The following is a 13,432-nucleotide window of genomic DNA, read 5'->3' as shown; positions in this document are numbered from 1 at the left end:
TATTACTAATATTAATTTTTAATAATATTTAAGTTACTTGTTTTTTCATTGTGAATCAAAAAATTTTTACTAACCAATTAATATGAATGATGATAAAATTTAAAGTCACGATTATTGCATGCCTAATGTTATGTATGCAGAATGTTTTTTCACAAAACAAAACAATTACAGGGCAAGTAAAAGATACTTCCGGAAACCTTTTACCTGGAGTATCTGTTATGATTAAAGGAACCGAAAAAGGAACAAATACAGATTTTGATGGTAATTACTCTTTATCTAATGTTTCTGCAAATGATGAATTAATTTTCTCTTTTATAGGGATGAATTCTTCTACAATTCTAGTAGGCAATCAAACTAAAATTGATGTTGTTTTACAAGATGATTTAGAGTCTTTAGACGAAATTGTAGTTGTAGGATATGGAAGCAAGAAAAAAAGCTTGGTTACAGGTGCCATTTCTAGTATAGATTCTAAACAAATTAAAAGTTCATCTAACCAAAGAGTAGAAGCTGTTTTACAAGGTAGAACCTCTGGGGTTACTGTATCTTCTTCTTCTGGTTCTCCTGGTTCTGGTGCAAAAATTAGAATTCGTGGTGCAGGTTCTAGTGGTAACTCTCAACCTTTATTTATTGTTGATGGAATGAAAGCTTCTTCTATTGCAGATATTGCTCCTGCAGATATTGCAAACATCGAAATTTTAAAAGATGCTGCTTCTGCTGCAATTTACGGTACAGAAGGTGCAAATGGTGTAGTTATAATTACTACAAAAAGAGGTAAAAAAGGTGGTCTAAAAGTTTCATACAACAGTCAATTTGGTGTTCAATCATTAAGATCAAACATGGAGTTAATGAATGCTTCTCAATTTGTACAGTACATGAACGAAGCTGGTATTACAAGTGTTGTTGATAATGGTTATGATACAAATTGGATAGACGAAACTTTTTCTACAGCTTTAATGCATAGAAATGATATTAATTTATCTGGTGCTACAGATAAATTTTCTTACTACACCTCTGCTTCTCATTTAGATCAAGATGGTATTATTAAAGGAGATAATACTTCTTTTAAAAGAACTACATTTAGAGTAAACTTAAAAAGTGATATTGCTAAATGGTTAGAAGTAGGGATCAATTCTACTTATTCTAATTCTGATAAAAGCGGAATTCCAGAGAATAGTGATACAAGAGGAGTTATACAAAACATGTTAATTATAGACCCTTTAACTCCAGTAACTTATGCAGATGGTCAAGTACCACAATCTGTTATAGACAATGCAAATGATAATGGAGTACCTTTATTAACAGATAAAAACGGTAATGTTTATGGTTACCCAAGTTATTCTACAGGAGAAGTAATAAATCCAGTAGCTTATGCAAATGTAATAAACAAAACAACTGTAGATGCTTATCAATTTCTAACTTCTGCTTATTTAAAATTTAAACCTTTTGATGGTTTTTCTTTTACAACCAGATTTGGTTATGATGAAAATCAGTGGGACACTAGAAACACAATCAACCCTTATTATGTAACATCAGAAGCAGCAAACACAGCATATACAGGTTCTCAAGATATTGTAGAATCTAAAAGATGGTTATGGGAAAACTTTGCATCTTATGAAAAAGAAGTTGGTAATCATTCCTTTAAATTATTAGCAGGATATTCTGCTGAAAATACAAGAGTAAAAACGGTAATCTCTAGAAGTGGATCAGCATCCATTGCTGATTTTACAGGTTTCGATTTTGATTTGCCTGACTTTAATACTCAAATTAACTTAATAGACCCATCACCAGACAATATGGTTTCTATGTTTGGTAGATTCTCTTATGATTATGCTGGTAAATATTTATTTGAAGCTTCTTTAAGAAGAGATAAATCAGATAAATTTCCATCAGCAAATAAAGTGGGTACTTTTCCTGCATTTTCTGCTGGATGGGTAGTTTCTAAAGAAAATTTCTGGAAAGAAGATTCTAAATTAGATTACTTAAAACTAAGAGCTAGTTGGGGGCAAAATGGAAGTAGAAGTAACTTAAGTGGTAACTCAGATAAAACCTATATTACTTCTATTATTAACGGACAAACTATTGATTATTTAGGTAGTACAGGTGCACAAATTACAGGATATTCTAACCTTAACTTAGTTTGGGAAACATCAGAACAATTAGATTTAGGTGTAGATTTAAAAGCATTAGATAATAGATTAAACTTTTCTATAGATTACTACAAAAAAACAACTAGAGATGCAATTGTAAACGATGGTAGTTTAATTACACCTGGTTCTGCAGGTTTTGTTTCTAACGAATTTAACTCAGGAACCATAGAAAATAAAGGTTTCGAATTTGAATTGGGTTATGGAGACACCACAGAAAACGGACTTAGTTATAACATAAACGCAAACTTATCTACCTTACAAAACGAGGTAACAGAAATTCTTTTTGTTCCAGAAGGTACATCCCTTACAGGAGCAGGTGCACCTCAAAATGCAGACGGAATTACAAGGTTTACAGAAGGGCAACCTTCTTGGTATTTTTACGGTTACCAAACCAATGGAATAGACCCAGCAACAGGAGAAGTAATTATTGTAGATACTGATGGTGTAAGTGGTATTACAAATGCCGATAAAACAAATATTGGTTCTCCACATCCAGATGTTTTATTTGGTGGTAATATTAGCTTAGGTTATAAAGCTTTCGACTTTAATTTACAGTTTCAAGGTACCATTGGTAATGATATTATTTCTACATACCACCAACCTTCTAGAGCAATTACAAACAAACCTGTACACTTTTTTAACGAAAGATGGCAAAACCCAGGTGATGTAGCTACATATCCAGGTGCAGGTAGTGTTATTGGCTCGTATCAAACAGATTTAATGGTTGAGGATGGCTCTTTTATGAGAATTAAACAAATACAATTTGGATATACTTTACCAGAGCAAATTGTAAAAAGAATTCATGCTAAAAACTTAAGAATATATGTTTCTTTTGATGATTATTTCACTTTTACAAAATACAAAGGTTTAGATCCTGAAGTTGGTAATTTTAGCTTTAACAGTATAGGAGTTGATAGAGGATTTTTCCCTACAGCAGCAAAAGCAATATTCGGATTATCTCTAGACTTTTAATAAAAAACACAACATATTATGAAAAAAATATTTTTAACAATTATTGTAGTTCTTTTCTTTGGGGTTTACTCTTGTAGCGAAGAATTTACAGAAAACCCAAGACTAAATGTACAAGATTTAGAAACATTTTTTCTTGAAGAAGAAAATGTAGAATCTGCCATTATTGGTATTTACGATTTAATGCAATTTAATTATGGTAGAGATTGGCATAGTGCTTTTTTAGTAAAACTTTTACCTGGAGATGATGCGAATGCTGCTGGTGGAAATTCAGAAGATCAAGGGCAATTACAAAACATAGATGATTATGCAAACGTGTCATCATCAAACGTATCAATTGCTAGTGTTTGGGATCTTTATTACAGAACCATATCACTTTCTAATTTAGTTATAGAAAACATTAAAGATTCTAGTTTAAGCAACAAAGACAAAGCATTAGCAGAAGCTAAATTTATGAGAGCTTGGTCTTATATGGAGTTAACAACCATGTTTGGCGATGTTCCTTTACGTTTAACGGTACCAACAAGTGCAGAAGAATTCGGAATAGCAAAATCTTCTAGAGCAGATATTTACGCTCAAATACAATTAGATTTAACAGACGCAATTGCTTCACTACCAGAAAAGGGTGCTTTAGCAAATAACTTTAGAGTTTCTAAAGGAGCTGCACAAGCTTTAATGGGTAAAGTATTGGTTTTTCAAGAAAAATATTCTGAAGCCATTCCTTATTTTCAAAGTGTAATTAGTAATACTGCACACGATTTAGAAACAAATCCAGCAGATGTTTGGAGTGTAAATAATGAATTTGGTATCGAATCTTTATTCGAAATTGGTTATGTATCTACAACTTCTAGAGATTGGGGTAACCTTGCTTGGGGAGGTAGAAACGAAAGTAATTTACATATACAATTAATGGGACCTAGAGGTGATGGAATTTTCGATCTTACTGGTACTGGTTTAATTAATGGATGGGGTTTTAACTTACCAACAAGCAAGTTAGTAAGCGCTTTTGAAACTGCTGGTGATGTAGATAGAAAAGCGGCAACATTAATGACAGAAGCAGAACTAATTGCTGCAGGCGGTGCTGTAGATGCTTCAGCAGCTTCTGGTGGTGTTATTTGGGATTATGAAGGTGCCATCAGAATTAAATACGCTACAAATCCAGATGATTCTAGCGAAGATGGTGTAAAAGAATTAAATTACAGTACCAACTTTAGATTATTTAGATATGCAGAGGTTTTATTATTAGCTGCAGAAGCTTATAATAAAGCTGGGCAAGATGCTGCTGCAATAACTGAATTAAACAAAGTAAGAAACAGAGCTGGCTTAGCAGATATAGATGCAGCAACTTCTGGAGATGCATTGTTTGAAGCTATCGTTAATGAAAAATTCTTAGAATTAGCACACGAAGGGCAACGTTTTTGGGATTTAGTTCGTTGGGGAAAAGCAAGTACAGAATTAGCTGGTACTGGTTACTCTTCTACTAACGATTTGTTTCCAATACCAATTACAGAAATTGATAAGAACAGCGAGTTAACAATCGCTGATCAAAACCCCGGCTATTAATATTTTATTTTGATTTGTTATCGTAAAGCAGTATGAAAAAAATCATACTGCTTTATTTACTTTTACTAAACTTTTCAATTATGTATAAATCAATCATAATATCTCTTATTTGCTTAGTTCTTTTTAGTTGTTCTGATAAAGCGCATCAACAAAAAACAAAAACGATTTTTACTCAACTTTTATCAGAAGAGTCAAAAATTAATTTTAGCAACAATTTAAAAGAAACAGATTCTTTAAACTATTTTAAATACACCTCAATTTATATGGGTGGTGGTGTTTCTGTGGGTGATATTAATAATGATGGTTTAGTAGATCTTTTTTTTACAGGCAATCAAGTAAGTAATAAATTATACTTAAATAAAGGAAATTTACAGTTCGAAGATATAACTAAAAAAGCAAATATTTCTGGTGATGATAGGTGGTACACAGGCGCAACAATGGCAGATGTAAATAACGATGGGTATTTAGATATTTATTGCGCTGTTGCTGGTAAAAATGGCGTTAAAAACAACCAACTTTTTATCAATAATAAAGACAATACTTTTACAGAAAAAGCAAAAGAATATCATATAGATAATGAGGCAAACTCTGTGCAATCTACTTTTTTTGATTATGATAATGATGGCGATTTAGATCTCTATATTGCCAATTATCCTATTGCACATCCATCAACATCTAATATGATTTACAAAAACAGAATGCAAAATGCTTCTGACAAAGAAACAGACAAATTGTTTAGAAATGATGGCACATATTTTACAGATGTTACAGATAGTGCAGGAGTTAAAAATTATAGTTTTTCTTTAGGGATTACTGCTGCTGATATTAATAATGATGGTTGGCAAGATTTATATGTTTCTAATGATTATAGCATTCCAGATTTTTTATACATCAACAATAAAAACGGAACCTTTAAAGAGGTTGTTAATGAAGCAACTTCGCAAACTTCTTTTTACGGAATGGGTATTGATATTTCTGACATAAATAATGATGGATTTTTAGACGTTTTTCAAGTAGATATGGAATCTAACAACAACCGTCGTCAAAAAGCAAATATGGCAAGCATGAATCCTAAATTGTTTTTTGAGACTGTTTTTTATGGTTTTCATTATCAATACATGAGCAATTGTTTGCAATTAAATTCAGGGTTAATTGATGATGGAATTCCTAAATTCTCTAACATTTCTAGACTTACAGGAATGTCTTCTACAGATTGGAGTTGGGGACCTTTATTTGCCGATTTTGATAACGATGGATTTAAAGATTTATACATAACAAATGGCACAAGAAGAGAAGTAAACAACAAAGATTATTTTAAAAAAATAGATAAAAAAGAATATGATAAATATTCATTATTAGAAAAAACTAAAATGATTCCTAGTGAAAAAATAGACAATTTTATGTATAAAAATCAAGGGAATTTAAATTTTGATAATGTTGGTAAAAAATGGGGTCTAGAGCACAAAGGTTTTTCTAACGGAGCTGCTTATGCTGATTTAGATAATGATGGAGATTTAGAAATTATTATCAATAATATTGATGAAAAAGCCACTATTTTTAATAACCATAGTTCAGAAAACAGCAGTTATTTAAAAATACGTTTCAAAGGTAATTCTACTAATAAATTTGGATTAGGAAACCGAGTTTACGCGTATGCAGGTCATCAAAAACAAATGCAAGAATTAACATTAACAAGAGGTTTTCAATCTTCAGTTGCGCCAGAACTCCACTTTGGATTCAACCAAGAAAAGAAAATTGATAGCTTGCAAATTGTTTGGCAAAATGGAAAAAAACAAACTTTAAAAAACGTTTTCACCAATCAATTATTAATGATAGATTACAAAGATTCCGAAATTCATCAAACAAAAAAAGAAACAAAAACCGCAAAAAATTTATTTACAGAAACAACAGATTTTCTAAAAGCAAAACATACAGAAAACGTTTTTAACGATTTTGATAAACAGGTTTTATTACCACATAAAATGTCTACGCTAGGCCCTTCTTTAGCAGTTGCTGATGTAAATAATGATGGTTTAGAAGATTATTTTATTGGCGGTTCTTTTGGTATTTCTGCACAATTATATGTGCAAAAAAATGGCAATTTTATAAAAACTAATATTCCGTTTATAGAAAAAGATAAGTTATCAGAAGATTTAGGGTCTTTATTTTTTGATGCTGATGCTGATGGAGATCTAGATTTATATGTTGTTAGTGGTGGTTATGAATATGCTCAAAATTCATCAATGTTACAAGACAGATTGTATGTTAATGATGGTGTTGGAAATTTTGAAAAATCGAAAAATGCATTACCAAAACTTACAGAAAGTGGTTCTAAAGTTTATCAATTAGATTATAATAAAGATGGTAAACAAGATGTTTTAGTTTTAGGCAGACAAGTTCCTGGTAAATATCCACTTGCAGCCAGCAGTTATTTACTAGAAAATAAAACTACCTCAACTGATTTAAAATTCATAAAAAATAAAACAAAATTATTTACTGATTTAGGGATGGCAACAAGTGCTATAATCACAGATTTTAACAACGACTCTTGGCAAGATATTATTATTGTAGGAGAATGGATGTCTATCAAAATTTATAAAAATAATAAAGGAACTTTTGAAGATGTTTCTACAAAAATGGGATTATCAAAAGATACTACTGGTTGGTGGTGGAGTATTAATCAGGGTGATTTTGATAATGATGGTGATCTAGATTACATATTGGGCAACAATGGTTTAAACTACAAATACAAAGCCACAGAAAACGAAACTTTTGATATTTATGTTAACGATTTTGATAAAAATAACAAAAGTGATATTGTATTAAGTTACTATAATGATGGCGAGCAATATCCACTTCGTGGAAGACAATGTTCCTCTCAACAAATACCCGGAATTAAGAATAAATTTAAAAATTATGATGAGTTTTCTACTGCAACTTTAATTGATGTTTATGGCAAACAAAACTTAGAAAAAGCGTTACATTATCAGGTAAAATCTTTTGCAAGTATTTATTTAGAAAATAAAGGCGATTCTTTTAAAATACATCAACTACCTATTGAAGCTCAATTTTCGAGCATTCAAAAAATATTGGTTAATGATTATGATAAAGACGGAAAATTAGATGCTCTAATTGCTGGAAATCTCCATAATTCTGAAGTAGAAACACCAAGAAACGATGCGAGTTATGGTTTATTTTTAAAAGGAAAAGGCAATGGAACTTTTAAAGCAACATCGGTTTTAGAAAGTGGTTTTTATGTTTCTGGTGATGTAAAAGAAATGACTGAAATACAAATCAACAATACAAAACACATCATTGTAGGTAAAAATAATGATGAAATACAGTATGTGAAAATTAACAATTAAACTATCAACGATAAAATCATAACACTTGTAAAACCTACAAGAGAGAGTAAAATTGTCATAACAGACCAACTTTTAAACGTTTGCTTTTCATCAATATTTAAATATTTACTTACTAGCCAAAAACCACTATCATTAACGTGAGACATTATTGATGCCCCAGCTGCAATAGCAATTACCAAAAGCGCTTTGTCTATTTCTGTAATAGTATCCGCCAAAAGTGGCGCTGTAATCCCTGCAGCAGTTATCATTGCAACTGTAGAAGATCCTTGTAAAACACGCACAACAACAGCCGCTAAAAAAGCAAAAAACAAAATACTTATTCCTTTATCTGCAAAATAATTTGCCAACATAACTCCAGTTCCTGTGTTTATTAATACTTGTTTAAAAACGCCTCCTGCACCTGTTAATAATATAATAATACCAGCAGCCTCCATAGATTTTGTGGTAATTTTTGATAATGTTTCTTTATGATAACCTCTCTTAATCCCCAATAAATACCAGGCAATTAAATTGGCTATAATTAATGCTGAAAATGGATGACCAATCATTTGCAACCAATTTTTTATGTTTACAGGAATTGTATCTTCTGCAAACAAAGGACTATTTAAAACGGTATTACTCACAATTAAAGCAATAGGAATTCCGATAATAGCCAATATTAAACCAACTGCAGGATAATTTTGAAGCGCTTGTTTCTGTTCTATTTTAGGAGCAGCAACAAATCATTTTATTTGAAATATGTTTTGCAAATAATGGTCCACTAACAATGGCAGTAGGTATACCTACAATAAACCCAAATAAAATTACCCAACCTAAATCGGCTTTTAAAATATCTGCCACTGCAACTGGACCTGGGGTTGGAGGAATAAAAGCATGAGTAATTGCCAAACCTGCCAATAAGGGAATTGCATACAACAATAAAGACTTTTTAGTTTTACGTTGTAAAGAATAAATTAAAGGCACTAAAATGATAAAAGCAACATCGAAAAAAACAGGAATTGCAATAAAAAAACCTGTAATTACCAATGCCCAAGTCGCATTTTTTTCTCCAAATTTATGTAATAGATAATTTGCCAAAGCTTCTGCACCTCCAGAATGTTCTAAAATGGCTCCAAAAATAGCACCTAAACCTACTACAGTTGCCACAAAACCCAAAGTACTACCCATACCTTCTTTTATGGTAGTAATAATATCTAAAGGATCCATTCCAGAAAATACACCAACAGCAATACTAGCAATTAACAAGGCTATAAAAGCCGGAATTTTTAATTTTAAAATAAGAAAAAGTAAAATTACAATTCCGATAAAAACAGCTGCAATCAGTGTAAAATCAATCATAAAAAAGGATTATTTTTTTAATGAAAAAGAGGTTTTTAAACCTTGTGCAGCATTTGGACCAACCCAAAGATTAAAACTCCCTTCTTCTGCACTCTCTATTAATTTATGATTGACAAACTCTAAATCTTTAGAAGAAATTTTAAAAACAATTTCTTTGGTTTCTCCTGTTTCTAAAAATACTTGTTGATACCTTTTTAACTCTTTTACAGGTCTAGTAATACTACCTACTACATCTTGAATGTATAACTGCACAATTTCTTTACCCGCTTTTTTTCCAGTATTTGTAATTGCTATTTTCACCTCTAAATCTTCATTAAAATGAATTGTTTCTTTAGATATAGAAATATCAGAATATTTAAAAGTTGTATAAGACAATCCATATCCAAAAGGAAAATGGGGAGTAAAACCAGCATCTAAATAATGAGAATCGTTACCCAAAGAACTTTGCCAAGCGCCAATAGGAATTTTATCAATAGGTACAAAATTGATACTATCTGCAGGTCTCCCTGTATTTTTATGATTGTAAAAATAAGGCAATTGGCCTGCAGTTTTTGGCCAAGAAACTGGCAATCTTCCTTCAGGTGAACTTATTCCGTTTATAATTTCGTACAAAGCTTCTCCACCCATTGTTCCTGGATGCCAAGCCATAACAACAGCGTCTATTTTATCAATAATATTTGTAATTGTAATGGGTCTACCAGCCATAATTACCAAAACAATAGGTTTCCCTGTTTTAGCCAGTTCATTGATTAATTCTTCTTGAGCACCAGGTAAATCTATATTTGCTCTACTATGTGCTTCTCCAGAAAGAATCGCTTCTTCTCCACCAAAAAATAAAATAACATCAGATTTTTTTGCTATGGATATGGCTTCTTTAAAACCTTTTTTAGAATGACCTCTACTATGCCCTAAACCTTTTGCGAAACTAAAATTTGAATGCACTTTTTGGTACGCATCTAATGGTGTATTGGTATGTTCTTTTTCTCCATCAAAAGCCCAAGTACCTAATTGTTCGTGAGGCGCATTTGCCAAAGGCCCAATAATTGCCACTTTTGTTTTTTCTGAAAGTGGTAAAATGGATTCTTTATTTTTTAACAATACCGTACTTTTAATTGCTGCTTTTTTAGCTTCTTTTAAATGATTTTCGGCATAAAAATTTCCTGAATGTTCTTTATTTCTATGTGGATTTTTAAAAAGCCCTAATCTAAATTTTACACGTAAAATATTACGAACAAAATCATTCAATTCTTCTATAGAAACTTTATTTTCTTTGATTAACTGTTTTAAATGGTTTTCATAAGCTGTACTAGTCATTTCCATATCTAATCCTGCTTTAGCAGCTAATTCTCCTGCATGTTTTTCATCACTTGCATAGCCATGAGCAACCATTTCTATAACAGAATCCCAATCACTAACTACAAAACCATCAAAATGTAATTCGCCTCTTAAAACCTCTTTTAATAAGAATTCATTTCCTGTTGCTGGTATTCCATTAATTTCATTAAAAGAACTCATTACAGTTGCAGAACCAGCATCTATTGCAGCTTTAAATGGTGGCAAATACACATTTCTTAACAATTGTTCGCTTATATCTACTGTGTTGTAATCTCTACCTCCAATTGCTGCTCCATAGGCAATATAATGTTTTGCTGAAGCTGCCATTCTGTAGGGGCTACTTAAATCATCGCCTTGAAAGCCTTTAACATAAGCTGCACCTAAAATTTTTGCTAAATACGGATCTTCTCCTGGAGATTCTGCAATTCGACCCCATCTACTATCTCTTGCAATATCCAACATGGGTGCAAACGTCCATCTTATACCATAAGCAGAAGCTTCGTAAGCCGCAATTTCTGAAGATTTTTCTACTATTTGTGCATCCCAAGTTGCTGCTAATCCCAATGGAATTGGAAACATTGTTTTAAAACCGTGAATTACATCTCTACCAAAAATTAACGGAATTCCATTTGGACTTTCTTCAACAGCAATTCTTTGCAATTCGTCTACATAATCTAGGTTCATAATATTTAAAAAAGCACCTACATTTCCTTTTCTTACAGACTCTTTTAAATCTGTTGGCAAAGAAGTTGCTCTGCTAGAAACACCTCTTAAATTGGTTTGCCCAATTTTTTCTTCTAAAGTCATTTTAGCAAGTAAAGCTTCTATCTTTGCTTCATGCGTTGTGTCTTTTACAAAAGATGATTTTTGATTTTCTTTACAACTTATAAGTGTTACTATTAATAGTAATAAAAGGACTATTTTTTTCATAATATAATTTATTTCGTTGATTTATTTTCTATATAAAAATTACTATTTACGCCTTTAACTCCAGGTTTTATTTTAAAAACAGAACCAGCTAAGGGATATTTTTTAACCTCTTCTGGTGTCATATCTACACTTGCAGAAGTAATGTATAAAATATCTAAATTTTCGCCACCAAAAGCACAAGAAGTTATATTATGAGCAGGAACTTCAATTTTAGAAATAACTTTACCATTTATAGGGTTAAAACGAATAACTGCATTACCATTCCACATACCTACCCAAAGCATATTTTCTTCGTCTATAGTCATTCCATCAGGAAAACCTAAAGATTCTGGAATCTTCACAACTACTTTTCCGTTTGTAATTTCTCCTGTTTTATTATCGTAATCAAAAGCTTTAATAGATGATGTTGGTGTATCTATATAATACATTATTTTTTTATCTGATGTCCAAACAATTCCGTTAGAAATTGTTACACTATCTACCTTTTTTACCAATGTGTTTTCTGAGGTAATTGTATACAAATTCGCTTTATTTTTAAGTTGATTAAAATGCATAGAACCTACCCAAAATCTTCCTGCAGGATCGCATTTACCATCATTTAATCTACTGCCTGGCAATTCGTTTTTCATATTTGTAAACAAAGCACTTTCTCCTGAATTTAAATTCATTTTATGCACACCATCTTCTAATGCAATTAAAACTTCTTCTTTAGTAAAAGGAACAACTGTACCAATTCTAGATTTGGTTTTTAAAACTTTGTTTTCTTTTGATTTTGGATTGAAAACATTTAACTGTTTGCCTTCAATATCTACCCAATACAATTCTTGTGTTTTATAATTCCAAATAGCTCCTTCCCCTAAAACTGCTTTTGTTTTATAAGCTAAAGTTGCCGTTTTTATGTTGCTAGACTTCACTTCTTTTTCGCTTTCTTTTTTTGATGAATTACAAGCAATGATCAGAATTAAAAAAGTAACAATTGATATTTTTTTAAGCATAAATTATTTTATTTTTTTGATTTAGAAAACAGCCAAGGTATGAATTCTGGCTCTTGAAATGCTTTTTTAAAAGTAGCTCCATGCCCTAAATTGTATTCTGTATATTTTACATCAGCATTAATTTCTGATAAAAGTTTGTACATATTTCTAGAACCTTCTACAGGATTCCATTTGTCTTTATTTCCGTGAAAAATCCAAATTGGGATTTCTTTTATTTTCTGTATTTGATTAGGATCTGAATACCCAGCCATTGGTATTGCTGCTGCAAATAAATTAGGTTTTCTTGCTATAAAATCCCAAGTACCAAAACCGCCCATAGATAAACCTGTTATGTATATTCTAGAACTATCAATTGATTTTTTTTTAATTAATTGCTCTATTAATTCTAGAGTTGCTTTACCAGAATCAGAAGGTATTGGATTTATTTGATAAGCACCATCTTTACCTAAACCTTTAAAAGGTGTTTCTGGAGAATTGCCAATCCATTTTGCCCATTCTTCATTTTCTGTTTTGTCAGAACATTGAGGAACCAAAACATAACAAGGATATTTTTCTTGAGATTTTGGTGTTATTAATGAATTTTTGTTCATAATAAAACCAGCATTTCTATAAATTTCACTTCCGTTTTTTGTTCCTCTTTCTCCTCTTCCGTGTAAAAAAATCACCAAAGGAAGCTTTTTATTCTTATTTAATGTAGGAGTAAACAAACGATATGGCAGTTTAAATTCGTTGGAAGAAAAATACGTTTTTTTCACCAATAAACGATCTACATTATTCGCTATTCATTGAG

Annotated in this window: 8 protein-coding genes; 3 read left to right on the top strand and 5 right to left on the bottom strand. The window is 31.3% G+C overall.

Annotation, left to right across the window (positions count from 1 at the left end; translation table 11 throughout):
* Nucleotides 1-134 precede the first annotated feature (134 nt).
* The 3 genes from KO506_RS15575 (at nt 135) to KO506_RS15565 (ending at nt 8,044) form a co-directional block, all read left to right on the top strand.
* The gene (locus KO506_RS15575) at nt 135-3,119 is read left to right on the top strand and encodes a SusC/RagA family TonB-linked outer membrane protein (RefSeq protein WP_252726893.1); all 2,985 of its coding nucleotides are present in this window, start codon (nt 135-137) and stop codon (nt 3,117-3,119) included.
* 18 nt (nt 3,120-3,137) lie between these two features.
* On the top strand, nt 3,138-4,679 hold the full coding sequence (locus KO506_RS15570; RefSeq protein ID WP_215995849.1) for a RagB/SusD family nutrient uptake outer membrane protein: 1,542 nt from the start codon (nt 3,138-3,140) through the stop codon (nt 4,677-4,679).
* A gap of 80 nt (nt 4,680-4,759) precedes the next feature.
* Nucleotides 4,760-8,044: a VCBS repeat-containing protein gene (locus KO506_RS15565; RefSeq protein WP_215995848.1), complete on the top strand. Its 3,285-nt coding sequence runs from the start codon at nt 4,760-4,762 to the stop codon at nt 8,042-8,044.
* On the opposite strand, the gene KO506_RS17255 is transcribed toward KO506_RS15565, so the two are convergent.
* Genes KO506_RS17255 through KO506_RS15545 form a run of 5 tightly spaced genes read right to left on the bottom strand, consistent with a single transcriptional unit; the run spans nt 8,041 to nt 13,397 of the window.
* Nucleotides 8,041-8,700, bottom strand: coding sequence for a GntP family permease (locus KO506_RS17255; protein WP_436836419.1), 660 nt, complete (start codon nt 8,698-8,700; stop codon nt 8,041-8,043). The genes KO506_RS15565 and KO506_RS17255 overlap by 4 nt on opposite strands.
* A 49-nt stretch (nt 8,701-8,749) precedes the next feature.
* On the bottom strand, nt 8,750-9,382 hold the full coding sequence (locus KO506_RS17250; protein ID WP_436836418.1) for a GntP family permease: 633 nt from the start codon (nt 9,380-9,382) through the stop codon (nt 8,750-8,752).
* Between the two features lie 9 nt (nt 9,383-9,391).
* On the bottom strand, nt 9,392-11,647 hold the full coding sequence (locus tag KO506_RS15555; protein ID WP_252726892.1) for a glycoside hydrolase family 3 N-terminal domain-containing protein: 2,256 nt from the start codon (nt 11,645-11,647) through the stop codon (nt 9,392-9,394).
* Between the two features lie 8 nt (nt 11,648-11,655).
* Nucleotides 11,656-12,642, bottom strand: coding sequence for an SMP-30/gluconolactonase/LRE family protein (locus KO506_RS15550; protein ID WP_215995847.1), 987 nt, complete (start codon nt 12,640-12,642; stop codon nt 11,656-11,658).
* An 8-nt stretch (nt 12,643-12,650) separates the two neighbouring features.
* Nucleotides 12,651-13,397 carry a prolyl oligopeptidase family serine peptidase gene (locus KO506_RS15545; RefSeq protein WP_215995846.1) on the bottom strand — a complete coding sequence of 249 codons (747 nt, stop codon included), beginning with the start codon at nt 13,395-13,397 and terminating at the stop codon, nt 12,651-12,653.
* Between the last annotated feature and the right edge of the window lie 35 nt (nt 13,398-13,432).

It is taken from the genome of Polaribacter vadi, from assembly GCF_018861005.1.
Lineage (GTDB): Bacteria > Bacteroidota > Bacteroidia > Flavobacteriales > Flavobacteriaceae > Polaribacter > Polaribacter vadi_A.
This window is presented reverse-complemented; position numbering and strand designations above follow the sequence as displayed.

Excerpts from the sequence above, each read along its gene's own strand:
- KO506_RS15555 (WP_252726892.1), bottom strand. The coding sequence starts at position 11,647 with ATGAAAAAAATAGTCCTTTTATTACTATTAATAGTAACACTTATAAGT.
- KO506_RS15575 (WP_252726893.1), top strand. The coding sequence starts at position 135 with ATGCAGAATGTTTTTTCACAAAACAAAACAATTACAGGGCAAGTAAAA.
- KO506_RS15550 (WP_215995847.1), bottom strand. The coding sequence starts at position 12,642 with ATGCTTAAAAAAATATCAATTGTTACTTTTTTAATTCTGATCATTGCT.
- KO506_RS17250 (WP_436836418.1), bottom strand. The coding sequence starts at position 9,382 with ATGATTGATTTTACACTGATTGCAGCTGTTTTTATCGGAATTGTAATT.
- KO506_RS15565 (WP_215995848.1), top strand. The coding sequence starts at position 4,760 with ATGTATAAATCAATCATAATATCTCTTATTTGCTTAGTTCTTTTTAGT.
- KO506_RS15570 (WP_215995849.1), top strand. The coding sequence starts at position 3,138 with ATGAAAAAAATATTTTTAACAATTATTGTAGTTCTTTTCTTTGGGGTT.